This window comes from Streptomyces sp. NBC_00457, assembly GCF_036014015.1.
Lineage (GTDB): Bacteria > Actinomycetota > Actinomycetes > Streptomycetales > Streptomycetaceae > Streptomyces.
In genome coordinates this window covers 5,755,838-5,779,624 of sequence record NZ_CP107905.1, presented here as the reverse complement: position 1 = coordinate 5,779,624, position 23,787 = coordinate 5,755,838, and the positions used below count along the sequence as shown (strand labels likewise).

At 71.1% G+C, this 23,787-nt stretch carries 19 protein-coding genes and 3 tRNA genes; 13 read left to right on the top strand and 9 right to left on the bottom strand.

Translation table 11 applies throughout. The annotated features are described in order from the left end of the window. Positions 1 to 237: 237 nt before the first annotated feature. The 5 genes from OG828_RS26345 to OG828_RS26325 form a co-directional block, all read right to left on the bottom strand. Positions 238 to 1,806, bottom strand: coding sequence for a class I adenylate-forming enzyme family protein (locus OG828_RS26345; protein ID WP_443060289.1), 1,569 nt, complete (start codon positions 1,804 to 1,806; stop codon positions 238 to 240). A gap of 1 nt (position 1,807) precedes the next feature. Continuing rightward, positions 1,808 to 3,178: an FAD-dependent oxidoreductase gene (locus tag OG828_RS26340; protein ID WP_328502503.1), complete on the bottom strand. Its 1,371-nt coding sequence runs from the start codon at positions 3,176 to 3,178 to the stop codon at positions 1,808 to 1,810. After that, positions 3,175 to 4,149: a UbiA family prenyltransferase gene (locus OG828_RS26335; RefSeq protein ID WP_328502502.1), complete on the bottom strand. Its 975-nt coding sequence runs from the start codon at positions 4,147 to 4,149 to the stop codon at positions 3,175 to 3,177. Before OG828_RS26335 ends, OG828_RS26340 begins: the two co-directional genes overlap by 4 nt. 112 nt (positions 4,150 to 4,261) lie before the next feature. Beyond that, positions 4,262 to 5,404, bottom strand: a complete 1,143-nt coding sequence (locus OG828_RS26330; RefSeq protein ID WP_328439884.1) for a DegT/DnrJ/EryC1/StrS family aminotransferase — start codon at positions 5,402 to 5,404, stop codon at positions 4,262 to 4,264. Further along, positions 5,401 to 6,495, bottom strand: a complete 1,095-nt coding sequence (locus OG828_RS26325) for a DegT/DnrJ/EryC1/StrS family aminotransferase (RefSeq protein ID WP_328439883.1) — start codon at positions 6,493 to 6,495, stop codon at positions 5,401 to 5,403. Before OG828_RS26325 ends, OG828_RS26330 begins: the two co-directional genes overlap by 4 nt. Positions 6,496 to 6,794: 299 nt before the next feature. Between OG828_RS26325 and OG828_RS26320 the strand changes: the two genes are divergently transcribed. The 6 genes from OG828_RS26320 to OG828_RS26295 all read left to right on the top strand — a co-directional run bounded on the left by OG828_RS26320 (position 6,795) and on the right by OG828_RS26295 (position 12,639). Next, the gene (locus tag OG828_RS26320) at positions 6,795 to 7,871 is read left to right on the top strand and encodes a Gfo/Idh/MocA family protein (protein WP_328439882.1); all 1,077 of its coding nucleotides are present in this window, start codon (positions 6,795 to 6,797) and stop codon (positions 7,869 to 7,871) included. A 1-nt stretch (position 7,872) separates the two neighbouring features. Continuing rightward, positions 7,873 to 8,778: a sugar phosphate isomerase/epimerase family protein gene (locus OG828_RS26315; protein ID WP_328502501.1), complete on the top strand. Its 906-nt coding sequence runs from the start codon at positions 7,873 to 7,875 to the stop codon at positions 8,776 to 8,778. Further along, positions 8,775 to 10,058, top strand: coding sequence for a M20/M25/M40 family metallo-hydrolase (locus OG828_RS26310; RefSeq protein ID WP_328502500.1), 1,284 nt, complete (start codon positions 8,775 to 8,777; stop codon positions 10,056 to 10,058). The genes OG828_RS26315 and OG828_RS26310 overlap by 4 nt, the downstream gene beginning before the upstream one ends. A 63-nt stretch (positions 10,059 to 10,121) precedes the next feature. Continuing rightward, positions 10,122 to 11,249, top strand: a complete 1,128-nt coding sequence (locus tag OG828_RS26305; RefSeq protein ID WP_328502499.1) for an Ldh family oxidoreductase — start codon at positions 10,122 to 10,124, stop codon at positions 11,247 to 11,249. After that, positions 11,246 to 12,196 carry a Gfo/Idh/MocA family protein gene (locus OG828_RS26300; protein ID WP_328361783.1) on the top strand — a complete coding sequence of 317 codons (951 nt, stop codon included), beginning with the start codon at positions 11,246 to 11,248 and terminating at the stop codon, positions 12,194 to 12,196. Before OG828_RS26305 ends, OG828_RS26300 begins: the two co-directional genes overlap by 4 nt. Continuing rightward, complete coding sequence (locus OG828_RS26295) at positions 12,193 to 12,639, top strand: DUF6917 domain-containing protein (RefSeq protein ID WP_328361780.1); 447 nt, start codon at positions 12,193 to 12,195, stop codon at positions 12,637 to 12,639. The genes OG828_RS26300 and OG828_RS26295 overlap by 4 nt, the downstream gene beginning before the upstream one ends. A 64-nt stretch (positions 12,640 to 12,703) precedes the next feature. Here OG828_RS26295 and OG828_RS26290 read toward each other — a convergent pair whose 3' ends face one another. The 3 genes from OG828_RS26290 to OG828_RS26280 all read right to left on the bottom strand — a co-directional run bounded on the left by OG828_RS26290 (position 12,704) and on the right by OG828_RS26280 (position 15,050). Further along, on the bottom strand, positions 12,704 to 13,237 hold the full coding sequence (locus OG828_RS26290; RefSeq protein ID WP_328361778.1) for an EF-hand domain-containing protein: 534 nt from the start codon (positions 13,235 to 13,237) through the stop codon (positions 12,704 to 12,706). Positions 13,238 to 13,432: 195 nt separating this feature from the next. Continuing rightward, positions 13,433 to 14,692 (bottom strand): nucleotide sugar dehydrogenase, encoded by a 1,260-nt coding sequence (locus OG828_RS26285; RefSeq protein WP_328439877.1) that lies wholly within the window; start codon positions 14,690 to 14,692, stop codon positions 13,433 to 13,435. A 49-nt stretch (positions 14,693 to 14,741) separates the two neighbouring features. Then, entirely contained in the window at positions 14,742 to 15,050 is a 309-nt protein-coding gene (locus OG828_RS26280; RefSeq protein WP_328502498.1) for a hypothetical protein, read from the bottom strand. Positions 15,051 to 15,271: 221 nt separating this feature from the next. Here OG828_RS26280 and OG828_RS26275 point away from each other — a divergent pair, with 221 nt between their 5' ends. From OG828_RS26275 to OG828_RS26245, 7 genes are all read left to right on the top strand, one after another. After that, complete coding sequence (locus OG828_RS26275; RefSeq protein ID WP_328502497.1) at positions 15,272 to 16,138, top strand: GNAT family N-acetyltransferase; 867 nt, start codon at positions 15,272 to 15,274, stop codon at positions 16,136 to 16,138. A 402-nt stretch (positions 16,139 to 16,540) separates the two neighbouring features. Continuing rightward, entirely contained in the window at positions 16,541 to 17,221 is a 681-nt protein-coding gene (locus OG828_RS26270) for a putative adhesin (RefSeq protein WP_328502496.1), read from the top strand. 668 nt (positions 17,222 to 17,889) lie between these two features. Continuing rightward, positions 17,890 to 17,964: transfer RNA gene (locus OG828_RS26265), tRNA-Asp, on the top strand. 25 nt (positions 17,965 to 17,989) lie between these two features. After that, positions 17,990 to 18,063 (top strand) — tRNA-Phe (locus OG828_RS26260). Between the two features lie 124 nt (positions 18,064 to 18,187). Further along, positions 18,188 to 22,165: an ATP-dependent RNA helicase HrpA gene (gene hrpA / locus OG828_RS26255; RefSeq protein WP_328502495.1), complete on the top strand. Its 3,978-nt coding sequence runs from the start codon at positions 18,188 to 18,190 to the stop codon at positions 22,163 to 22,165. A gap of 94 nt (positions 22,166 to 22,259) precedes the next feature. After that, positions 22,260 to 22,334: transfer RNA gene (locus OG828_RS26250), tRNA-Asp, on the top strand. Between the two features lie 196 nt (positions 22,335 to 22,530). Continuing rightward, positions 22,531 to 22,722 carry a DUF6274 family protein gene (locus OG828_RS26245; protein ID WP_246886582.1) on the top strand — a complete coding sequence of 64 codons (192 nt, stop codon included), beginning with the start codon at positions 22,531 to 22,533 and terminating at the stop codon, positions 22,720 to 22,722. A 432-nt stretch (positions 22,723 to 23,154) separates the two neighbouring features. Here the strand turns inward: OG828_RS26245 and bldC are convergent, their stop codons facing one another. Beyond that, on the bottom strand, positions 23,155 to 23,361 hold the full coding sequence (gene bldC / locus OG828_RS26240; RefSeq protein ID WP_003949541.1) for a developmental transcriptional regulator BldC: 207 nt from the start codon (positions 23,359 to 23,361) through the stop codon (positions 23,155 to 23,157). Positions 23,362 to 23,787 lie beyond the last annotated feature (426 nt).

Below are 23,787 nucleotides of genomic sequence, written 5' to 3'. Positions count from 1 at the left end.
GGGTTCGACACCGTCGGCATGCGCCCGGTGGGCGAACGCCGGTGGGCGGACGCCGATCGGGGCGGGAGCCGGTCGGAGCGGGAGCCGGTCGGAGCGGGAGCCGGCCGGAGCGGGAGTCGGCCGCTCCGCCGAGACCTGTCATCGAAGCGGCCCGACAGCCGCCGCCGAACAGCGCCCCCGGCAGCCCGGCGCCGTCGAACGGCCCGGACCTGTCGGCAGCGTCGAACGGCGCCCCGGTCACGTCCACCGGCCGGTGCCGGCAGGTGCGGCGCCGGTGAGCTGCCGGGCCAGGGCCGCGCGGCGGACCTTGCCGGTGCCGGTGCGGGGCACCTCGTCCCAGGTGAGGACGGTCGGGTCGCGCAGCGCGGGCAGTCCATGCGTGGCCTGCTTCCAGGCATCCGGGTCCAGTCGGCCGTCGGCGGTGACCACGACGGGCAGCGGATCACCGTCCGGCGCGCCGAGGATCACGCATTCCAGGGCCTGCGGCAGTCGCTGCTCCAGTACGTCCTCGGTCCGCAGGCAGCTCATACCGGGCAGGGTGTCGGCGGCGCGGTCCAGGATGCTGACGCTGCCGTCACGGTGGTGGACGCCCATGTCGCCTGTGGACCACCAGTCGCCGACGCGTTTGGCGTCCCAGCGGTCCTCTTCGCCGACGTAGCCCAGGGCGAGGGCGGGGGTGCGGACGAGGAGCAGGCCCGGACGGCCGCGCGGCACCGGGCGCAGCGTGTCCGGGTCCACCGCGCGCAACCGGGTCCGGCCCGGCACGGGACGGCCGAGCCGGCGCGCCGTGGTCTCCGCGTCCGGGGCGAGCTCGGAGCGCCGCGTGTGGAAGCGGAAGGTCAGCGGTCCGGTCTCGGTCTGGCCCCAGCCCTGCATCCACAGCGGGCGGGCGCGGCGGCTGGCGGTCAGGTACGCGCGCAGGGCCGGCGGGTGCACGGCGTCGTAGGTGCTGATGTAGAGGCGGACGCGCCGGAAGGGGTTGTCCAGCCGGGTGGTGAGCGGCCGCAGCCGGATGTAGGAGGCGGGCAGGGCCTCGACGACAGTCGGCGGGTGGGCCCGTAGCAACGGGTCGGCGGCCTCCGGGTCGTCGCCGGTGAGGATCACGATCCCGGTGGGCGCGAGCGACACGACGACGGCCGTCCAGCAGAAGGTGCGTCCATGTCCGTACGCGCTGGCGTTGGCCAGGACATCGTCCGGGCGGATGCCGATGCCCGGATAGCGCACCGCTTCGAAGCGGGCCAGCTTGTGCACGAGTGTCCGCGTGGAGTGGACCACCAGCTTGGGCACGCCGGTCGTCCCCGAGGTGTGGTGGACGACGAGGGGTTCGTCGTCGTGGCGCCGCACCGGTGCGCAGGAGCGGGACGCGTCCAGCGCGGCCAGGTGGACCGCGCCGGGCGCGGCGGAGTCGACGGTGACGACGAACGGGGCCGGTTCGCCGGCAGCGGTGTCCCGGCAACGGGCCAGCACCGCAGCGGTGGTGACCAACGCGGCGGGCCGCAGCCGCTCCAGCAGGGTGACGAGGTTCGCGGTGTCGAGGCGGGCGGACAGCAGCGCGGGTACGGCGCCGAGGCGGACCGCGGCGCAGGCGAGCAGGTCGTAGTCCCAGTGGTTGTCCTTCACGATCGCCACGCGGTCCCCGGGCCCGACACCTGCGTCGGCGAGGCGGGCCGCGGTGGCGCGGACCAGGCCGGCGAGTTCGGTGACGGTCCACCGGGTGCCGGAGTGCGGGGCGATGTCGAAGGGTCGGTCCAGGTGGACCACGGTCCGGGCGCCGCCTGCCGCCGCCTCGTCGAACAGGGTGCCCATGTCATGCGGTCGCAACGGTCTCCTCCGATCGGTCGGGGTCGGCCGGGGTGTTCCGTCCGAGCCTGCTGAGGACGCGGGAAGCTGCCAGCGCGCCCGCCCGCACGGCTCCTTCGGAGGCGGGCCGCAGCATGAGCCAGTCGCCGGCGTACTCCACGGCGCGCGCCGGCCGGGACAGGAAGCCGGCGCGTTCGCGCAGGGCCTGGGGTGTGGCTTCCGGCAGGCCGTGGCGGAAGGCGTGCACGAGACGATGGCGGCAAGCGCCGGCGATACCCGGGACATAGCGTTCCGCCGCGCGGACGAGGAGGTCGGCGGTCTCGTCGGGAGGGGCGTCCAGCAGCGCGCGGACTCGGCCTGGAGCGGCCACGAGGGTGACCAGGCCCCGGCCTGCGGGGGCCCGGCCGGGGTCCTTGGCGTGGTCGACGACGACGCCGGAGAGTACGTCCTCCTCGGCGGCCGGGGTGAGCAGGATGTGCACCGGCCGCCGGGCGACCGGTGCGAGGGGGCGGTCCAGCAGGCAGCTGACCTTCAGCATGGGCGTGAAGGTGCAGGAGGTGAGGAAGGGCTGCTCGTCGGCGGGGGCGTCCGGGCGGAGGGCCGCCGCGACGGGTGCCGGTACGGCGAGCACGGCGGCCCGCGCGGTGACCTGCCCGTCGTCGAACCGCAGTACGGCGTGCCCGCCCGCGTCGGTGACCTCGCGTACGGCCCGGTGGGTGACGACCTCGGTGCCGGTGGCCAGGCGGCGGGCCAGGAAGTCCATGCCGTCGCGGTAGGTGCGCCATGCGGCGGTGGAACCGGCCTCCAGCAGCAGGCTGACCATGGGAGCGGCCGTCGACCGGGCGGTGTCCCAGCCGAAGAAGCAGCCGGCGACCGGCTGGAAGAGGTAGTCGTGCAGGTCGCGGTGGTAGCGGGCGGCCACCTCCCGCACGGTGGCTGCGCCCAGCGGGCTGTGCTCGGGACGGTCGCCGTCGAATCCGGCGCGGCGGCGGCCGGTCCAGGCGGAGAAGGCGGCCAGGTCGAGCCGCGCCCGGGGGGACAGGCCCGCTCCGGTGACCACGGCCGTGCTCTCGCCGACGCCCAGGTGGGCGCGTCCGCCGCGCCAGACGGCCACCCCGCCGCCGACCCGGGGCACGTCCGCGGGGGCGACGCGCAGCCGGCGCAGCAGCTCCCAGGTCGCGCGGTAACCACGGGAAGGGACCTGCTCGGCGCCCGTGTCCACCGTCCAGCCCTCCTGGCGGATGCTGCGCATCCGGCCGCCGACGTCCGGCAGTTGCTCGTACACCCGGACGGCCAGCCCGGCGCGGCGCAGTTCGTGCGCGGCGGTCAGACCTGCGATGCCCGCGCCGACGACGGCGACGTCGAGATCGGGCTTCATACGGCGGCTCCCGTTCCGACGACGACGTTGGCCACGGTCATCAGCACCACGCTCAGCCGGTGCACCGCGAAGCCCGTCCGGCGGGCGGTCATGATGTCGCCGCGGACGAACCCGGTCAGGTACTGACGGGCCCGCAGCGCGGTCGCCGGCAGCATCAACAGCACGAACCACCAGGGGGCCACCCCGGTGGCCGAGGCGACCGCGCCGATGAGGAACTCGGCGACCGACAGGGCTCCGATGAAGAGGGCGTTGCCCCGCTCGGAGACCAGGGCGGCCACGGTCGGACGGCCCACGGCCCGGTCGCCGGCCACGTCGTTGGTGTTGGAGTAGACGCCGAACATCAGCGGCCCGAACCCGAACAGCACCGCCTGCACCATCAGGAAACCGGAGAAGCCCCCCGTCACCAGGCCGTACGGAACGATCACCAGCACGGCGCCGAGGACGACCAGGAACACCTCCTGGAAACCGTGGTAACTGATCTTCAGGCCGTACGAGTACTGCAGCGACACCGCGAACAGCGCGCCCGCGGTCACCAGCGCCCACAGCGGGTGGTGCGGCGCGAGCGCGGCGGCGCCAGCCCACAGCACCGCCCCGGCCGCCGCGCAGGCCCAGGCGAAGCGCAGCGCCTGGGGCACCGTGAGTGCCCCGGCGACCAGGGGTTTGCGTGCCTTGCTGCGCAGCGGGTTGTCGGGGCCGTAGTTGGCGAGGTCGCTGCCGTCCCGGAACCCGGTGACGTCGTCCAGGGCGACCATCGCCATGAGGACCGCGACTTCGCCGGCCAGGAACACCGCCAGCACCAGTGCCTGCCGGGCGGTGAAGGCGCCGGCCGGGAACAGCGCGGCGGTCAGGGCGAGGAAGATGCCGAGGTAGTAGTCGTACACGTCCAGCTTGCCGAGCCGCGCGTACGCGCGCAGCCGGCTGTGGCCGTGGGCGGTCGCGGCGGGACGGCCGGCCGCGATGCTTTCCGTCATGGGTGACCTCTTGGGGTGTCGGCGTCCGAAGGGGGGTGCCGCTCGCCCGGGCAGCGGGATGGGCGAGGCGGGCGGTCGCGGGTCGACGGTGTTGGAGGCGGGCGGGCGCGGGTCAGCTGCGCTCGGTGGCGAAGGCGCACACGAGGTCGGCGACGTGCTCGACCTGTGTGTCGGTCAGCAGGTGGTGCACCGGAAGGGCGAGATGGCGGCGGGCGGCCTGTTCGGCGCGCGGCCAGCGGGCACCGGGCGAGGCGTAGGGGGCGAAGGCACGGTGGGCGGGCAGGGGCTGCGGATAGTAGACGTGCGTGGCCACGCCCCACTCGGCCAGGTGGGCGCCGAGAGCGTCCCGGTCCTCGGCGAGGACCGTGTACACGTAGAAGCACCGGCCGTCCGGGCCGGGCGGCGGCGGTGCCACACCGTGGCCGGCCAGCGGCGTGAAGCGTTCGGTGTAGTACGCGGCGATCTCCGCCCGCCGCCCCAGCCGCGCCGGGAAGCCGGGGTAGCGGTACGTCTGGAAGGCGGCCTGGATCTCGTCGAAGCGGCTGTTGAGTCCGACGGCGTGGTGGACGAACCGGCGACCGGCGTACTGGCCGTGGTTGCGCAGCGTCCGCACTTTCTCGCCCAGTGCCGGGTCCCGGGTGACGACCACGCCGCCCTCTCCGGGCATGCCGCAGGTCTTGACCTGCACGAAGGAGTAGAGCCCCGCGTCGCCCCACAGCCCGGCCGGGACGCCCCGCAGTACGCCGCCCTGGGCGACCGCCGAGTCCTCCAGCAGGCGCAGTCCGTGCCGCCGGGCCAGTTCGGCGAAGCGTGGCATGTCGGCCATGACGGAGAACATGTGGGCCGGCATCACCACCTTGGTCCGTTCGGTGACGAGCCGCTCCGCCTCGTCCGGGTCCATGGTCATGGTGTCCGGCCGGATGTCGGCGAAGACCGGCGTGGCCCCGACACCGACCACCGAGGCGGCGAGGGGCGCGCAGCCGAACGCCGGCACGATCACCTCGTCACCGGGACCCACGTCCATGGCCCGCAGCACCAGCGAGAGCGCCGAGGTGCCGCTGGAGCAGGCGACCACGTCGGCGGCCCCCAGGTCCTCGCGCAGCAGGTCCTCGAAGGCGGCGGTGCGCCTGCCCAGGATGAACCGCTGCTCCGGGTCGAGGCCCACCTCGCGAACCAGCCCGATCAGTGCGGAGCGGTCGGCTTCGAAGAGGGCGGGAGGGAAGAACGGGACGGCGGGAGGGAGCGATGCGGTCATGCGGTCGTCCTCGTTCCGGCGAGGAAGGAGCGGATGGTGTCGCAGACGCGGTCCAGGTCGTCGGCTCCGAGATCGGGGTGGAAGGGCAGGGCGACGGCGTGCCGGGCCGCCGCTTCGGCGTGGGGGAACTCGCCCTGTCGGTCGCCCAGGTGCGCCAGCGCGGGCTGGTGGGGCAGCGGTACCGGGTAGTAGACCTCGGTGCCGATGCCGTGCCGGCCGAGGTGGTCGACGAGGGCGTCCCGGTGCTCGGTCTCGATCAGGTAGACGTAGTGCACGTCGCGGTCGTCCGGTGTTCCGGCGGTGGTCCGCGGCAGGCGGATGATCCCCGGCGCGTCCCGCAGACGGGCGGTGTACGCGTCCGCCAGTTCGGCCCGGCGCGCGATGTGCTCCTCGAGGAGGGACAGCTTGGCGAGCAGGACGGCCGCCTGGATGTCGTCCATCTTGCTGTTCGCGCCGGGCAGAGCGCTTTCGGTGGAGATGGCCGGGAAGTTGTTCAGCGTGCGGCCCGTCCTGCCGTGGTGGCGCAGCGCCGCGACGGTGGCCGCCACCTCCGGGTCGTCGGTGAGCACGGCTCCCGCGTCGCCGAGCGCGCCGAGTGTCTTGGAGGGGAAGAAGGACAGGACGCCGCCGACCCCGTGCAGGCCGGCGTGCACTCCGCTTCGGCGCATGCCGATCGCCTCGGCGCTGTCCTCGACGACTGTCAGGCCGTGCTGCCGGGCGACGGCGGTGACGGCCGCCATGTCCGCCATCGTGTGGAACAGATGCACCGGCATCACGAACCGGCTCCGCGGAGTGACGGCCGCCTTCAGCGCCGCGGGGTCGATCGCGTACGTCTTCGGATCGATGTCGACGAACTGCGGTGTCCCGCCTGCCAGTACGACGGCCGAGGCGGTGGCGAAGAACGAGTACGCCGGCACCAGGACACCGTCGCCTGGGCGCAGTCCGCAGGCGCGCAGCAGCAACATCAGCGCGTCCGTGCCGCTGTTGACGCCGATCACATGCCGGGCGCCGGTGTAGTCCGCGAGCGCCGCCTCGAGCTGCCCGACCTGTTTTCCGTGGGAGAACTTGCCGCTGTGGAAAACGCCATCCAAAGCCTTTTCGATGGATGGCCACAGTCGTTCGAAAGTCGCGGCCTGTGAGAAGAAGGGAATTCGATCGGCCGAAGGCAATCTCTCACCTGTCTCCGTCGTGTCAGTGGAATGTCCACGCTAATCGGACTTCCGGTCGACGGAGAAAGGAAAGGATCATCTTCACACGTTCTGGGGAATGACGTTCCGGACGTCTTGACCATTTCCGCACAGTGCCTCAACAGTGGTGCGGCCCACCGGAGTTGTGCGGCGCAGCGAATTGCACCCGCCCGTTTCCTTCCCGTCCCCTCTCAGGAGGCCCTGTGCTGCAGCCCCTCGTGGTCGGGCTCGGCCGGTCCGGATCAGGACTGCACCTGAACACGCTCGGCAGTCTGGCCCGGCGGACCGCGGCCACGGGAGATCCGCTCGTCGCCCTGCCCGCGGTCGGCTGCGACCCGCGCGCCGACAGTCTGCGGCTCCTGGGCACGCCAGGCGACGTCACGGCCGTCACCACGCTGGAACAGGCCCTGCGGTACGTGGACCCCGCCACCGCGGTGGTCCACGTGTGCACACCGCCCCGGCTGCGCCACGACCTCCTCGCGGAGCTGGCCGGACACGGCTTCCGCCGAATGATCGTGGAGAAACCCCTCGCCGCGTCCCTGGACGAACTCGACGCCCTGATCCGGCTCCGTCAGGAGGCCGGGCTCGATCTCGTGACCGTCGCCCACTGGATCACCTCCCGGCTCGCCGGCCGGTTACGCCGGCTGGTGAGCGGCGGACGGCTCGGCTCCCTGCGCCGTATCACCGTCGACCAGCACAAGCCCCGCTTCCTGCGGTCCCTGGCGACCGACGGGCATCCGTCCGCCCTGGACGTGGAGATCCCCCACTCCCTGGCGCTCGCGCTCGATCTGGCCGGACCGGCCGAACTCCGGGCCGCGCGCTGCTGGGACCTGCGCTGCGAAGACCGCGGACTGCCCCGCCTCGGCGGCGCGCACGTCGAACTGGAGCACCGTTCGGGCGTGGTGACGCTGCTGCGCTCCGACCTCGGCGCACCGGTCCGGCAGCGCAGCGTCGTCTGCGAGTTCGACGGCGGGACGGCCACGGCCCACTTTCCACTCAGCGAGGACGACGACCACGCGCAGTTGGTCGTCGACTCCTTCGACCGCGGTACGGCTGCCCCGTCGTCCGGAGTCCTCGACGCGGACGGAGTGCCCGGGATCGGACACCACGTCTTCCGGGACGACGCCCTGACCGACTTCCTGGACGTCGCCTACCGCGGCTTCTCCTCCGGCGCCGGAGGCGTCGGGAACTTCCCGCTCGCCTGCGCGACCGCCCGGCTGCTGTGCGCGGCCCGGGAACACTGCGCCGTCACACCGCGCGCCGGCGCCGGGAGCCGCTGACATGTCTCGGCACTGCGCCGCCGGATCCGGCGTCCGGGGGTTCGGGCCGCTCACCGGCATCGGCGACGAGGCGGCACCCGGCATCGACGGGCAACTGGCAGCGCTGCGAAGGCTCGGCTGGCACACCATCGAACTGCGCACGGTCGACGGCACAGCTCTCGCCGACCTCTCCGCGGCCGCCTTCGGCACGCTGGCCCGGCGGCTCGCGGACCAAGGTGTCACCGTGACCGCCGTCGCCTCCCGGATCGGCAACTGGTCCCGACCCATCACCGGCGACCTCGGCCAGGACCTGGCGGAACTCGACGTCCTGGCCGAGCGCTGCGCCACCCTCGGCTGCCGTCTGGTGCGGATCATGTCGTACCCCAACGACGGTCTGACGGAGACCGAGTGGGCCGACCGCGTCCTGACCCGCACGGCCGTCCTGGCGGACCGCGCCGAGCGTGCGGGCCTGGTGCTGATGCACGAGAACTGCGCGGGCTGGGCCGGTGACCGGGCCGACCGCGCGCTACGACTGCTGCGCGCCGTGGACAGCCCCGCCCTGCGGCTGCTGTTCGACACCGGCAACGGCGTCCCGTACGGCTACCGCGCCCCGGACATGCTCCGCGACCTCACCCCGTACGTCGTCCACGTCCACATCAAGGACGCCGTCCGCACCCCGGACGGCGGCACCGCCTACACCCTGCCCGGCGAGGGTGCGGCCGGGGTGGTGGAATGCCTGGAGTTGCTGGCCGCCCACGGCTACACCGGAGCACTGTCCCTCGAACCCCATCTCGCGGTTCGCCCCCACGAGGGGCCGGCCCGGGCCGGTGAGGACGCCGCCGACCTGTTCGTCCGGGCCGGACAGGCGCTCGCCGGGCTGCTGGACGCCGGACAGCCGGTCACCGGCCCGCTGGACGGCCCGGTGTGAGCGGCCTGTTCACCGGCCGGCACCGGGAATTGCTCCTGGACCTGCTGCGCCTGCCGAGCGTCAACCCCCTGGAGGCCGGCCCGGACGATCCGCCGTCCCGGATGCCCGAGATCCTCCAGCGGTACGCGACAACCGCCGCCGAGGCGGGATTCCGCACCGTGCGTCTTGCCAGTCCACCCGCCGCCTGCCTGGACCGCCCGGGTGTGCCGTCCACGGTCCGCGCCGCCGCCCGCGATCCGCGTTTCCTCGCGGACCAGCCCAGTCTGCTGCTGCGGCTGGGACCCGAGCGTCCCCCTGCGCACACCGTGATGTTCAACGTCCACCTGGACACCGTCGCCGGGTACACCCCACCCGCCTTCGACGGCGCGCGGTTCACCGGCCGTGGCGCGGTCGACGCCAAGGGACCCGCCGTGGCCCTGCTCGCCGGGCTGCGGGCCGCCGCGTCCCACCCCGCCGTCGGACGGGACGTCACCGTGCTGCTCCAGGCCGTCGCCGGGGAGGAGGGCGGCGCCCTGGGCACCTACGGCACCCGCCCGCTGCTGGAGGCCGGGCACCACGGCCGCCTCAACGTGTTCTGCGAGCCGACCGGACTGCGCGCGCTGCCCCGGGCCACCGCCGCGATGACCGCGCGGATCACCGTCGCAGGCGAGGACGCGGTGGACGACCATCCGGACGCCGGACACAACGCCACCGTGCTGCTGGGATTCCTGTCCCAGCACCTCGCCGCCCGCCTCGACGGGGCCGTACCCGGTACGCGGGTGTGCGTCGCCGGACTGCACACCGGCCGTACGCACAACCGCGTCCACGGCGCCGGCACGCTGCTGATGAACCTGTCGTACCGCCGCACCGCCGACGGCGACCGGCTGAGGACCGAGGTCACCCGGCACGTCGCCGACGGCCTGCGCCACTTCACCGAACGCTTCGCCGGTACCCGGGAGTTCGCCCGCACGGCGCGGGACGCGGCACGGATCACCCGGCTCGGCTGGGACAAGCACAGCCTGCCCGCGCTGGACGACGCCGACCCGTGGGCCGAGGAACTCCTGGCCCGCGCGGGAGCCCGGCCGGCGGCCGGCGACCCCGGCTTCACGTGCGACGCCATCTGGGCGGCCGGTCTGGACGACGCCTTCACCACCGTCCTCGGACCCGGCTGTCTCGCCGCCAACCGCGCCCATGCGCCCGGTGAGTTCGTCGACCTCGCCGACCTGGCGGAGTTCGCCGACGTGGTCCGCCGACTCGTCACGTTCTTCGCCGAAGCGGTGCCGGCGCAGCGACCTCCGTAGCGCACCACACCCCCAACCGAACGACGTACGAAGACAACTGGACCGCCCCGTAAGGAATCCCGTATGACGGCACCCACCGCCCCGCGAGCGGCGGCCGAGCGCACAACCGTCCTCGTCGACCACGCTGAGCTGCATGCCTCGCTCACCGGCCTCTTCACCGGTCACGGCATCCCTGACGCGCGGGCACGGCTCGCCGCGGACGCGCTGTGTCACGGCGACCTGACCGGGCTCGACTCGCACGGCGTGTTCAACCTCACCCGGCTCTACCTGCCGTTGCTGGAGTCCGGCCGTTGCGACCCCCGCGCCGAACCAGAGGCCCTCACCGACCTGGGCGCCTGCGCGGTCGTCGACGCTCGACGCGCCCTGGGCCTATGGGGCGCGGCCGAGGCCATGGACGACGCCGTGGCACGGGCCGGCCGGCACGGGGTCGGGCTGGTGTCGGTGCGCGGGGCGACCCACTTCGGGTGCGCCGGCTTCCACGCCGTGCGCGCCGCGCACGCCGGGATGATCGGCGTGGTCGCGAGCAACTGCGGCGGCCAGCGCATCGCACGGCCCCCGGGCGGCGTGGTGGCGATGCTCGGCACCAACCCGCTGAGTGTCGCCGCGCCGGCCCTCGACGGACACCCGTTCCTGCTGGACATGAGCACCACCGTCGCGCCCACCGGGCGGGTCCGCGTCGCCGCCCGCCGCGGCACCCCGGTGCCCGCCGGCTGGCTGGAGGACGCGGCGGGCGCCCCGGTGACCGACCCGGCGGCCTTCGACCGCGGCGAGGCCTTCCTGCGCTGGCTGGGCGGCACGGTCGAGGCCGGCGTCCACAAGGGCTACGGGCTCGGCATCGCCGTGGAACTGCTGGCCGCCGTCGTGTCCGGCGCGGCCGTGGGCCCCGCGCCCGCCGCACTGGAAGGCGACGGTCGGCCGCACGGCAGCGACGACGGCATCGGCTTCTTCCTCCTCGCCATCGCCCCGGAGGTGCTGCGCCCCGGCGCGGACGTGGCCGCCGCGACCCGGTCCCTGTTCGGCGCACTCGTCGACTGCCCACCGGTACCCGGCGGCGAGCCGGTGCGCTATCCGGGCTGGCGGGAGGCGGAACTCGCCACCGAGCGCCGCCGCCACGGCATCCCCCTGCCCCCGCACCTCCACGCGGAACTGACCGCCCTCGGTCTCCTCGGCGGTCCCGGGAGTCCGCGATGACCGGACCCTTGCGGCTCGGCGTCGTAGGTCTCGGCGCCATCTCCCCCTACTACCTGGCCGCCGCGGAACGGCTGCCCGAGTGGCGGCTGACCGCCGTGTGCGACGCCCGCGCCCAGACCCTGGAGCAGTTCCCCGGCCCGGTGGCACGCTTCAGCGACCACCGCACGCTGCTGGACCGGGCACGACCGGACGCCCTCGTCGTGGCCGTGCCCAACGACGTTCACCTGCCCCTGTGCCGGGACGCCCTGGCCGCCGGCGTCGCCGTCTGTGTCGAGAAGCCCCTCGCCCTGACCGCGGCCGAGGGGTCCGCGCTGGTGGATCTGGCGCGGCGCTACGAAGTCCCGCTGATGACGGCGTTCCACCGCCGCTACAACGAAGCCGTCCGCGCACTGGCACGCCGGACGACGGGCCGGGAGATCCGATCCGTCCGGGTGCGCTATCTGGAGCGCATCGAGGAGCATCTCGGCGGCGAGGACTGGTACCTGGACCCGGCCCGCTGCGGCGGCGGCTGTGTGGCGGACAACGGCCCCAACGCCCTAGACCTGGTGCGGCTCCTGCTCGGTGAACTCGCCGTCACCGGCTGCGAGATCCACCGCGACGGCTCCGGCGTCGACCGTCAGGCGGTGATCCGCCTGCGGGGCCGTACGGGAACCACGGCCTCGGTCGAGCTGGACTGGTCGTACCCGGGAGAACGCAAGGACATCGAGGTGGAGCTGGCCGGCGGAGAGGTGCTGCACGCCGACATGCTGGCCGGACACACCGGCTTCAAGGCATCGCTGTGGCACGAGTACGAGGCGATCCTCACCGAGTTCGCCACGCTGGTCCGTACCGGTGCCCCGGCCGGCCCGGGGGCGCACGGCGGCCTGGCCGCGCTGGAACTGGTGGAGGCGGCCTACCGCTGCGCCCGGCCCGCGTTGGATACGACCGCAGCGGACGCGGACCGGTGAATCCGGCGGAGGACGGCCCGAAGCGTGTGGTGCGCGGATCACTGGTCAAGGTGCTCGTGCACCGCCGCACGGACCGCGGCATGCGGCTTGAGGAGCACGCGGCACGTTGCGTGCGCCGGGGCGAGGTGCACGAACTGGTCACCACCGACCAGTGGGACCCGCGCCCGGGCGCCCGGATCGACCGGGTGGGTTTCCTGGGCTTCGCCGAGCTGTTGTGCGGTGGTGTGATCGACCGGGGTGACCTGGTGCGGATCGGGGACACGACCGTCGGCACGGTGCTCGGCTTCGACGCCTGCCACCTGCCGAACCACTACAACATCCTGATCCACGCGGCGCGTCCGGTCAGCGGCCGGGACCTTGGCCTCGGGCCGGAGACCACCGTCACCTTCGTCCAGGGCCGGCCCGGGAACCACGGCACGGTTCCCGCGCCGCCCGGTGCCTGAAGGGCATCTGGCCGTGGAACCCGGGTGGTTGCCCACCCGGGTCACAGCTGCCGCTTCGGGCAGGTCAGCCGAGCAGGTCGACCTCCAGGCGACCGAAGTGGAAGTCACGGACGACCTGCAGCAGTTCGTCCTCGGACAGCCTTCCGTCGCCGTTCGTGTCCACCTTCTGGAACATCTTCCCGGCCTGGGAGGCCGGCACGCCGACGGCGGACAGCCAGGCCTGGAACTCACGGGCGTCGATCTCGCCGTCGTGGTTGTCGTCGCACAGGCGGATCAGCGCCTTCACGACGGGAGAGAGCGCGCGGTTGAAGCTCGCCTCACCCTCCTTGAACAGCATCTCCCCCGTGGCGTCGAGGAACTGCTCCCGGCTGATGGCGCCACCGGCCGGGACGCCGGCCTTCTGGGCCAGATGCTGGTACAGCCCCTGGAACGCGCTGTGGAGCTCCTGCGCTTCCGGGGATTCGGCGCTCTTGCCGAGGTTCTGGGCGATCCGGGCGGCCTCGCCCTGGAAGTCGCTCGCCTCCAGGACGCCGTTGCCGTCGGTGTCCCACTTCTCGAAGCGCTTCACCAGACGGTCGTTGGCGACAGCGGTGCTCATGTGTCTCTCCTAGTCTCGGACGGTGTCCGATGGTGTCGAGTGGTGTCGGGTGGATGACGGACCGCGGCACCTGGGCAGGGCCGCGACCGCGCAGGGCGGTACCGCTGCGCGGGCTCTGGGGCCGGCGACGGCCGGCAGGGGGAGACGCCGGCTCAGGCCGGCGCGAGGAGGCACCGGCTCAGGCCGGCGCGGGGATCAGAGAAGGGTGACCCGGCTGCCCACGGCTTTGCCGCGGGTGTCGAGCAGGGCGCAGCGAGCCTGGCCCAGTGCTTCCCTGGCGTAACAGGCGTGGTCCTGCAACAGGATCGCCACATCGGCCTGGGCCATGGCTTCCTGGAGGTTTTCGGTGCGCGGCAACGACCGTCCGCCGACAGTGAACTCGGCTATGTACGGGTCGTGGTAGGACACCTCGGCACCGGCAGCGAGCAGTCCTGCCGCCACGGGGTGCGCCGGCGTCTCCCGGACGTCGGCCACATCCGCTTTGTAGGTGATGCCGAGCAGCAGGGCGCGAGCGCCCTCAGGGCCGCCCCGGACGTCGGTGAGCAGGGCCAACGCCCGGTCCACGACATGGTTCGGCATACGGCCGAGGACCTCGTGGGCGGCTGCCAGCGTGCGGAAGGCGAAGCCCTGGGATTCGGCCCGCGCGGCGAGATAGCGGGGGTCGACGGGAATGCAGTGTCCGCCGACGCCGGGTCCGGGCCTGAAGGGTGCGAAGCCGAACGGCTTGGATGCGGCGCAGTGCAGCACGTCCCAGATGTCGATGCCGGTCTCGTGGCAGAACAGTGCCACTTCGTCGACCAGGGCCATGTTGACGTACCGGTAGGTGTTTTCCAGGAGTTTGGCCATCTCCGCCTCCCGCGTACCGCGAGCCACGACGAGGTGGTCCACGAACCGGGAGTAGAACGCGACGGCGTACTTGGCGCACAGAGCGCTGCAACCGCTCACGACCTTGGGCGTGTTGCGGATGGTCCACGTCTCGTTGCCGGGGTCGATGCGCTGCGGCGAATAGGCCAGGTGGAAGTCCTCGCCCGCCTGCAGCCCGCTGCCGTGCTCCAGCAGCGGCCGCACGACGTCCTCCGTGGTGCCGGGATAGCTGGTGGACTCCAGGACGACGAGCATGCCGGGGCGCAGCCGGGCGGCGACGACCCGGGCTGCGTCCTCGACCGCGGACAGGTCGGGTAAGCCTTCCGGTGTGAGTCCGGTCGGCACACAGATCACCACGGTCTGCGCGCCGTCCAGCACCGCTGGGTCGGTCGTGGCATGAAAGCCCGCGTCCAGCATGACCGCGACCTCGGCGTCCAAGACGCCGCCGACATGGGAGCGTCCTGCGGCGAGTCCCGACACCACCGTGCCGGACACGTCGTACCCCACGGTCGCCAGACCTGCCGAGACGGCGGCTCTGGACAGCGGCAGCCCGACATGCCCCAGCCCGATGACGACGAGATCGGTGGCCATGTGCGTACGTTCTCCTGAGGGTGTGGGGGTGAGCGGAAACAGGAGGGGCTCAGGCGGAGAAACTGCCGCTGCCGGGCGCCACGTGCGAGCCGTGTCCGGGCTCCACGGCGAGGCCGGGGGTCAGACAGAACGGGTCGGCGTGGACGGTGACCGGACGATCGGCGTGGTTCGTCAGCACATGCGCGTCGGGCGGAAGCTTCTGGCACCCTTGCGGATCGCGATAAACAGTCAGCGGCGTCGCCTCGGTGGTGAACACCACCACATCTCCCTGCTCCGCCGCGGCAGCCGTGCCGGTGGCGGCGCTTGCCGCGAGCAGCGCACCGGCGGCGGCGAACATGAAGACAGTGGCGCAGCGCATGTATTGGTCCTTTCGGCAGCGTGTTGTCGAAATGATTCTTTTCGGGAGATGCACCCGCTAAGCACGGCCCACCCCGATACGCCCGAACCAGTGACACAGTCAAGCGGAGTTGACGTTTTGCGATTTCTCGCGGACAGAAGCTCTGTCGGGCCGTCGCGGGAGCGGCGGTCGGCCCGGTTAATCGGTTGCGGACCTTCGGGATGGCGTGTCTGATCCCGGCTATGACGATTGCGCTGGGTACGCCGACCGTCGACGGGGTACGCGAGGCCATGGCCGCGCTGCGGGAGTGGCAGTACGACGAAGCGCCGATGCAGTTGCATTCCGGGGACATCGGCTGGAACTACCGGTTCGGAACGGCCGAGACAGCCGCGGTGGTCCGGACCTGGAGTCGGGACGGGCGGATTCTCGCGGTCGGGATGCTCGACTCGCCGACACTGCTGCGGATGACGGTCGCTCCGGACGCTTTCCAGGATGAGGACTTGGCACGGCGGCTTGTCGAGGACTTCTCGCTGCCTGAGCGCGGCGTGCTGCCGGAAGGAACGGTGTCCATCGAGGCGCCGCCGGGCCTGCTGCTCCACGACCTGCTGAGCAAGGAGGGCTGGGGCGTCGACGAGCCGTGGACGCCGCTCTTCCGCGACCTCACCGAGGCGGTGGAGGACCCGGGCGTGCGGATCAAGTCGATCGGCCCGGAGCAGGCGCAGGACTTCGCCGACGTCCTGCGGTCGGCGTTCAACACTGCGCGGCCTACGCGCGAGTACTGGCACGCGATGTCGGCGGGACCGTTCTACCCCGACGCCCGCTGCCTGGGCGCTTATGACGACCAGGGCAGCATGGCGGCGGTGGTGACGGTGTGGTCGGCCGGCCCGGGGAAGCCGGGGCTGGTCGAGCCGATGGGCGTCCACGAGGACCACCGTGGTCGCGGCTACGGTCGGGCGATCACCGTGGCCGGGGCGGCCGCGCTGCGGGAGATGGGCTCGTCGAGCGCACGTGTCTGCACGCCGAGTTCCAACGTCGGCGGCGTCGCCACGTACAAGGCGGCCGGGTTCGAGGCGCGGCCGGAGGTACGGGACCGGATCCGGCCGGCCTGACGCCGGGGCTGCTCAGCAAGGCGGCAGTCTGGGGCGTAGATCGTCTGGCAGGTGCGGGTTTTACGGTTCCTCATCCGCCGTCTCGGGTTGCGCTCGTTTGCTCCGGCGCATGGTGGACCGCCGGCTCCGGCGACCACTGCGGCACAAGCGGCCCCAGGCTTGGTGGAGCCCGAGGGGCAGGTCGCGTTGCCCCCGAGTGTGCCCGTGGTGCTCTGCTGTCGCCGGGCGCGCCCCCCTAACATCGCCACTCCACCGTGCTCGTGTGGATCTCGTACCGAAGGGGAGTGACTGATGCGCGCGCATGAAGAGGCGCAGGAAGGCCACCGGCCCCACGCGACCCCACGTCCGGCCTCTCCCACCGCGCTCACGTCATCCGCAGCAGCACAGGGGACCAGTGCCCTGATGGGGCTTCAGCGCTCCGCCGGCAACGCCGCAGTCTGCCGGATACTCGCCGGCGGGGCGATGCCCGTGCAGCGGATGCCGGACGACACCTCCCAGGACCAGGACGTGGCCGTGCTCAGCGGACACGGGCGGTTCGGCGACAACCAGCGCCTGCCCAGGAATCCCGACAACCCGCGCAGCCGCGCGCTCAAGGCCACCTTCACCGTGCCCGAGGGCATCGAACTCGTCGTCTACGCTCCGCCCGGCGCATGGCTGGAGAACGAGGTGGCCAAGCTCGTGGAGTCCGGTACTCCGCCGACGGCGGACGACCTCGAACTGGTCGGCCCCACCAACAAGCGCAAACCCCTGCCTCCCGGCTATCCCAAGACCTTCGGCCCGGGCGAGGAGGTCATCAACTACAAGCTGATGCCGCTGGAGGCCAGGCATCTGGCCGAGGGCGCGACCTCGGTCGAGGGGGGCACTCTGCAGGACAAAGTGCAGGCACTTGCCACGGCCCGCCAAAACCAGGAAGACGACGCCCCACCGCTGACCATCCATTACGCCTGCTGCGGTGTGGGCTCCTCCAGCGTCCCGGAGATCGACAAGCTCTTCGTGCACCGCAACTACACAGTCATGCTGCGCACCACGCCCAGGACGCCGACCCCGGAGCCTGCGCAACCGTCCAAGCGCAGGAAGAAGTAGCGACGCACGCCAACGAACGACCGCCGGGCCGCACGCCCTGCCACCGCAGCACACACTCGCCGACCTGGCCCGTCGGCAGGACAACCTCCTGCGCCAGGCCCAGGACTGCCCGGCACATTCTCACCGCGCTCACGGACCTCGATACGGGCCGTTCCGCCGCGCCCGCCGGGACACCCAGCTCACCGTGCGCCTCCACCCGGACCGGCATACGCTGCGACCGCCGCAACCCTTACGGCACATCCCCGGCGGACCCACACCTCCAGGCCAAGGCCTCCGCCCGGCCCCGTCCGGCAGCCCTTCAACGGCTGCCAGAGGGTACTCATCGCAGTCCACCCGCCGCCTCGACGGCGTACAGCAGCATGATCAGGCAGCAGATCCACTGACCGCTCGACCTTCGAACCCCCTGTCCAGGGACGCCGTGGGGCCGCCCGGCACGCGCGCAGAGCACGCCCCGAGGTCTGATACGCTTTTCCAGCGACATCGGCCCGCCAGCCAGCCTCCAACCGGTCACTGGGAATCACCAGTCCGGCGACGACGGCGAGGCAGTCCGACAGTCGCGGTGAGCGTCAGCTCACGACGGGATGATGACTTTCGCGGACGTGTCGCGGCTGCACTAATCCCGTTGGGGGCACGTAACACCGTGTGCGACACTGTCGTACGCATCGCATGGTCCTGTGGAGCAGTTTGGAGTGCTCGCCACCCTGTCAAGGTGGAGGCCGCGGGTTCAAATCCCGTCAGGACCGCTGAGGTTCCTTTTTGGAATCTCGTGGCTGGGTAGCTCAGTTGGTACGAGCGATCGCCTGAAAAGCGATAGGTCGCCGGTTCGACCCCGGCCCCAGCCACAGCCCAAGGGCCCCGCTCAGTGAGCGGGGCCCTTGATCATTCTCGGGCCACTCTCTGTGACCGGTCCGCCGACGGCAAAAGCGTTCGCCATCGATTTCCCCGGGATGAGATCCTGGACCGCGTATGTCTACGCACCCCGCCCCCGGCTCCCCCGCCCTCGGCGCCCTCGCCCCCCGTCTGGCCGAACTCTCGCTGCGCGACGCGCACCGGCTCGGCCGGCGGCTCGAAGGTGCCCGCAAGATCCGCAAGACGGAGGCCCGCGCCGCCGTTCTCACCGAGATCGAGGCCGAGGTCGCCAAGGCCGAACAGCGGATGGGCGAGCGGCGGGCCCGGGTACCCGCCGTCACCTACCCCCCGCAGCTTCCCGTCAGCCAGAAGCGCGACGACATCGCCGACGCCATCCGCGACCACCAGGTCGTGATCGTCGCCGGTGAGACCGGCTCCGGGAAGACCACGCAGATCCCGAAGATCTGCATGGAGCTCGGCCGGGGCGTGCGCGGCATGATCGGGCACACGCAGCCCCGGCGGATCGCCGCCCGTACCGTCGCCGAGCGGGTGGCGGAAGAGCTGGACACCCCGCTCGGCGAGGCCGTCGGCTGGAAGGTGCGGTTCACCGACCAGGTCAACCCGGACGCCACCTTCATCAAGCTGATGACCGACGGCATCCTGCTCGCCGAGATCCAGACCGACCGCGAGCTGCGCGCCTACGACACGATCATCATCGACGAGGCCCACGAGCGGTCTCTCAACATCGACTTCCTGCTCGGGTATCTCGCGCAGTTGCTGCCGAAGCGGCCCGATCTCAAGGTCGTCATCACCTCGGCCACCATCGACCCCGAGCGCTTCTCCCGGCACTTCGGCGACGCCCCGATCATCGAGGTCAGCGGGCGTACGTATCCCGTCGAGGTGCGTTACCGGCCGCTCCTGGAAGAAGAGGGCGACGACTCCGACCGCGACCAGATCACCGCGATCTGTGATGCCGTCGAGGAGCTTCAGGGGGAAGGCAAGGGCGACATCCTCGTCTTTCTCTCGGGGGAGAGGGAGATCCGCGACACCGCGGACGCGCTCGTGAAGAAGAACTACCGGTTCACGGAGGTACTCCCCCTCTACGCCCGGCTGTCCCACGCCGAGCAGCATCGCGTCTTCCAGCCGCACACCGGCCGCAGGATCGTTCTGGCGACGAACGTCGCCGAGACCTCCCTCACCGTCCCGGGCATCAAGTACGTCATCGACCCCGGCTTCGCCCGGATCAGCCGGTACAGCCATCGCACGAAGGTGCAGCGGCTCCCCATCGAGCCGATCTCCCAGGCCAGCGCCAACCAGCGCAAGGGCCGCTGCGGCCGTACGTCCGACGGCATCTGCATCCGCCTCTACAGCGAGGACGACTTCGAGGCCCGCTCGGAATTCACGGACGCGGAGATCCTGCGTACGAACCTCGCGTCCGTCATCCTGCAGATGACCGCCGCCGGACTGGGCGAGATCGAGAAGTTCCCCTTCATCGACCCGCCGGACCACCGCAACATCCGCGACGGCGTCCAACTCCTCCAGGAACTGGGCGCGTTGGACCCCACGCAGAAGGACTCGCGCAAGCGCCTCACCGACACCGGCCGCAAGCTCGCCCAGCTGCCCGTCGACCCCCGCCTGGCCCGCATGGTCCTGGAGGCCGACAAGAACGGCTGTGTCCGCGAGGTCATGGTCATAGCCGCCGCCCTGTCCATCCAGGACCCGCGCGAGCGCCCGGCCGACAAGCAGACGCAGGCCGACCAGCAGCACGCCCGCTTCAAGGACGAGACCAGCGACTTCCTCGCCTATCTCAACCTGTGGCGGTACATCCGCGAGCAGCAGAAGGAACGCGGCTCGTCGTCCTTCCGCCGGATGTGCAAGCAGGAGTACCTGAACTTCCTGCGCATCCGCGAATGGCAGGACATCTATACGCAGTTGAGAACGGTCGCGAAGCAGATGGGCATCCATCTGAACGAGGAGGACGCGCCCGAGCAGAGGGTCCACGTCTCCCTCCTCGCGGGGCTGCTCTCCCACATCGGCATGAAGGATGTGAAGGACGCCGGGGGGGAGGGCGGGAGAAACACAGCCAAGAACGAATATCTCGGCGCCCGGAGCGCCAAGTTCGCGATCTTCCCGGGCTCGGCCCTCTTCAAGAAGCCCCCGCGTTTCGTGATGTCCGCCGAACTGGTGGAGACCTCCCGTCTCTGGGCCCGCGTCAACGCCCGCATCGAGCCCGAGTGGGTCGAACCCCTCGCCGAGCACCTGCTCAAGCGGACGTACAGCGAACCGCACTGGGAGAAGGACCAGGCCGCGGTGATGGCGTACGAGAAGGTCACGCTCTACGGCGTCCCGATCATCGCCGACCGCAAGGTCAACTACGGCCGGATCGACCCGGAGGCGTCCCGCGAGCTGTTCATCCGCAACGCGCTCGTCGAGGGCGACTGGCGCACGCACCACAAGTTCTTCGCCGACAACCGCAAGCTCCTCAGCGAGGTCGAGGAGCTGGAGCACCGCGCCCGGCGCCGGAACATCCTCGTCGACGACGAGACGCTCTTCGACTTCTACGACGAGAGGGTCCCCGAACATGTCGTCTCCGGCGCCCACTTCGACTCCTGGTGGAAGCACAAGCGGCACGAGCAGCCCGACTTCCTCGACTTCGAGCGCGAGATGCTCATCCGGGAGTCCGCGGAGGCGGTCACCAAGGCCGACTATCCGGACTCCTGGCGGCAGGGGAACCTGAAGTTCCGGGTGACGTACCAGTTCGAGCCGGGCGCGGACGCTGACGGTGTGACCGTCCACGTCCCGCTCCAGGTCCTGAACCAGGTCACGGACGAGGGCTTCGACTGGCAGATCCCGGGGTTGCGGGAGGAAGTCGTCACCGAGCTGATCCGCTCCCTCCCGAAGCCGATCCGCCGCAACTACGTACCGGCGCCGAACTTCGCGAAGCGCTTCCTGGACACGGCCATCCCGCTCCAGGAGCCCCTCACCACCACCATGGCCCGCGAGCTGAAGCGCATGGTGGGCGTCCCGTTCACCGCGGACGACTTCGACTGGTCCAAGGTCCCCGACCACCTCCGCATCACCTTCCGGATCGTCGACGAGCGGCGCCGCAAGCTGGCCGAGGACAAGGATCTGGAGGCCCTGAAGCTCCAGCTGAAGCCGAAGGCGAGGAAAGCCCTCTCGCAGGCCGCGGCGGCCACGGCCGAACGCCAGGGCGGCGAGTCCCTGGAACGCAAGGGCCTGACCGACTGGACGATCGGCTCCCTCACCCGCGTCTTCGAGACCCGGCGGGCGGGGCAGCCCGTGAAGGCGTACCCGGCGCTGGTGGACGACGGCGACACCGTCTCCGTACGCCTCTTCGACACGGAGGCGGAGCAGCAGCAGGCCATGTGGAAGGGCACGCGGCGGCTGATCCTCCGCAACATCCCGGTGAACCCGGCGAAGTTCGCGTCCGAGAAGCTGACGAACGCCCAGAAGCTCGCCCTGTCCGCCAATCCGCACGGCTCCATCCAGGCCCTGTTCGACGACTGCGCAATGGCTGCGGCGGACAAGCTGATCGGCGACTTCGGCGGGCCGGTCTGGGACGAGGAGTCGTACCGGAAGCTCTACGACAAGGTCCGCGCCGAGATCGTCGACACGACGGTCCGTACGGTGGACCAGGTGCAGCAGGTCCTCGCCGCGTGGCAGGCCTGTGAGCGCCGTCTGAAGGCCGTACGGAGCCCCGCGCTGCTGCCGAACCTGGCGGACGTACGGGCGCAGCTGGACGGCCTCGTGAAGCCGGGGTTCGTGACGGAGGCGGGGACGCGGCGGCTGCCGGATCTGATGCGGTATCTGGTGGCCGCGGACCGCCGACTCCAGCAGATGCCGACGAACGTCCAGCGGGACACCACGCGTATGGAGAAGGTCCACGAGATGCGGGACGAGTACGCGTGGCTGCTGGAGCAGATGCCGCAGGGCCGGCCGGTGCCTTCCTCCGTCCTGGACATCCGCTGGATGATCGAGGAGCTCCGGGTCAGCTACTTCGCCCACGCGCTCGGCACGGCGTACCCCGTCTCCGACAAGCGCATCGTGAAGGCGATCGACGCGGCGGCACCGTAACCGGCCCCGCACCCTAAGTGAGTTCGACCAGGCGGCGCCCCTCCTGTACAGTCTCTTCTCGCAGCACAACGCACCACCAAGTGCCGCGAAACCAGGTCCTGTGGAGCAGTTTGGAGTGCTCGCCACCCTGTCAAGGTGGAGGCCGCGGGTTCAAATCCCGTCAGGACCGCAGCGAGAAAGATGAAGGCCCGCACCCGTCAAGGTGCGGGCCTTCTTCGTGCGCACGGAGCCTGCGTCTTTGGAGCCGGGGCCGCTGCGCTCCCGCCCTGCTTCCCGGCGCCCCCTCACGCCGTCTTGACGGCGTGTCCATCCCTCGGTACCCAGAGACCAAGGGTGCTTCCCGGGCGGTCGTGTGGAGGTGGGGTATGGCGGCATCGGTCAGGCATGAGACGCGGGCGTTGCTTCGTGCACATCTGGCGGCCGCCTCTTCCTATCGCCATCTGACGCGCCACTGCCCGATCTGCCACCATCTTCTGCGGCTGGCCATGGACACGGCCCCACGGACCGCCCGGGATCCGCAGGAGGCCGTGGAGGACGAGAGCACCACGCCCGCATGACGAGCGCCCGGCGCTCAATAGCGCACGGGAGACAGGGGCGACAAGGACTCTGGCATGTGACGGGTGTCACCGGGTGAGTTTTTCAAACCTCGGTTCTTACCCGGTTCCTACAACTGTTCAATTTAATATGTGCAATTGCACCTGCCTGAGGCATCTCCCCGAGCCAGCACACAGGAGATCCGACAGCCCTCCCCAGACTCCGACAAGGCCACTCACAGAGCCGGCCGGACCAGCCACGACAGGGCACAAAAAAGATCGCGCTGGACCCGGCGGAGTCCAGCGCGATCGACGACGCACCCTGTGATGTGCTTCAAAAGCTCTGTAGAGCTCGGGCGTGGGCTCCGTTGGGGCAGAACCCGCGTCGTGTGGAGCTAGGTTTCCGAACGCCTCGGCCAGTGGGGGACCAGCCGGTTTGCCCGGTTTATTCAGTTGTCAGGCTTCGCTGCGCTGCTGCGGAATGCCCGCCAGCAGAGCACGGACCTCCGCCTCGCGGTAGCGGCGGTGCCCGCCGAGCGTGCGGATCGATGTAAGCTTCCCGGCCTTCGCCCACCGCGTGACCGTCTTCGGGTCCACACGGAACATGGTGGCGACCTCAGCCGGGGTCAGCAGCGGCTCGGCATCAGGGGTGCGAGCGGTCATGAGCGGCCTCCTCGGGAGAACCGAACCTTCTCGGTTCTTTCCTCTAAATTCTGCACCTTGACCCGCGTTGCCCGAAATGGCGGACGCGGGTCGAGTCGGTTATAGGACGAACGGCTTGTCCTCGGCACTACAACTACACCATCTGTCCAGCCGCGTCGGCCAAACCGATGGAATTGCCCCCCAGGTGTTCATCGGCGACGGAAGCCGATGGACCATGCCATAGCGGACAGTCACGCCGTTGTGACGATCAGTCACAGGGCGATCAGGAGTCACAAGACCCCCCAAAGCAGGCAATGCTGAGATTCCGCCCACAGTGGAGCACAGTAGGGCGGAGGAGTCCTCCCCGGACTCCTTGTCCTATTTTGACATGAGGAGGGGCAAGGGAGGCAAGGGCCGCGTACGTGCGGTCCGTCACGCTTGAGACAT

Excerpts from the sequence above, each read along its gene's own strand:
- OG828_RS26345 (WP_443060289.1), bottom strand. The coding sequence starts at position 1,806 with ATGGGCACCCTGTTCGACGAGGCGGCGGCAGGCGGCGCCCGGACCGTG.
- OG828_RS26340 (WP_328502503.1), bottom strand. The coding sequence starts at position 3,178 with ATGAAGCCCGATCTCGACGTCGCCGTCGTCGGCGCGGGCATCGCAGGT.
- OG828_RS26335 (WP_328502502.1), bottom strand. The coding sequence starts at position 4,149 with ATGACGGAAAGCATCGCGGCCGGCCGTCCCGCCGCGACCGCCCACGGC.
- OG828_RS26330 (WP_328439884.1), bottom strand. The coding sequence starts at position 5,404 with ATGACCGCATCGCTCCCTCCCGCCGTCCCGTTCTTCCCTCCCGCCCTC.
- OG828_RS26315 (WP_328502501.1), top strand. The coding sequence starts at position 7,873 with ATGTCTCGGCACTGCGCCGCCGGATCCGGCGTCCGGGGGTTCGGGCCG.
- OG828_RS26305 (WP_328502499.1), top strand. The coding sequence starts at position 10,122 with ATGACGGCACCCACCGCCCCGCGAGCGGCGGCCGAGCGCACAACCGTC.
- OG828_RS26300 (WP_328361783.1), top strand. The coding sequence starts at position 11,246 with ATGACCGGACCCTTGCGGCTCGGCGTCGTAGGTCTCGGCGCCATCTCC.
- OG828_RS26290 (WP_328361778.1), bottom strand. The coding sequence starts at position 13,237 with ATGAGCACCGCTGTCGCCAACGACCGTCTGGTGAAGCGCTTCGAGAAG.
- OG828_RS26285 (WP_328439877.1), bottom strand. The coding sequence starts at position 14,692 with ATGGCCACCGATCTCGTCGTCATCGGGCTGGGGCATGTCGGGCTGCCG.
- OG828_RS26280 (WP_328502498.1), bottom strand. The coding sequence starts at position 15,050 with ATGCGCTGCGCCACTGTCTTCATGTTCGCCGCCGCCGGTGCGCTGCTC.
- OG828_RS26275 (WP_328502497.1), top strand. The coding sequence starts at position 15,272 with ATGACGATTGCGCTGGGTACGCCGACCGTCGACGGGGTACGCGAGGCC.
- OG828_RS26270 (WP_328502496.1), top strand. The coding sequence starts at position 16,541 with ATGGGGCTTCAGCGCTCCGCCGGCAACGCCGCAGTCTGCCGGATACTC.
- hrpA (WP_328502495.1), top strand. The coding sequence starts at position 18,188 with ATGTCTACGCACCCCGCCCCCGGCTCCCCCGCCCTCGGCGCCCTCGCC.
- OG828_RS26245 (WP_246886582.1), top strand. The coding sequence starts at position 22,531 with ATGGCGGCATCGGTCAGGCATGAGACGCGGGCGTTGCTTCGTGCACAT.
- bldC (WP_003949541.1), bottom strand. The coding sequence starts at position 23,361 with ATGACCGCTCGCACCCCTGATGCCGAGCCGCTGCTGACCCCGGCTGAG.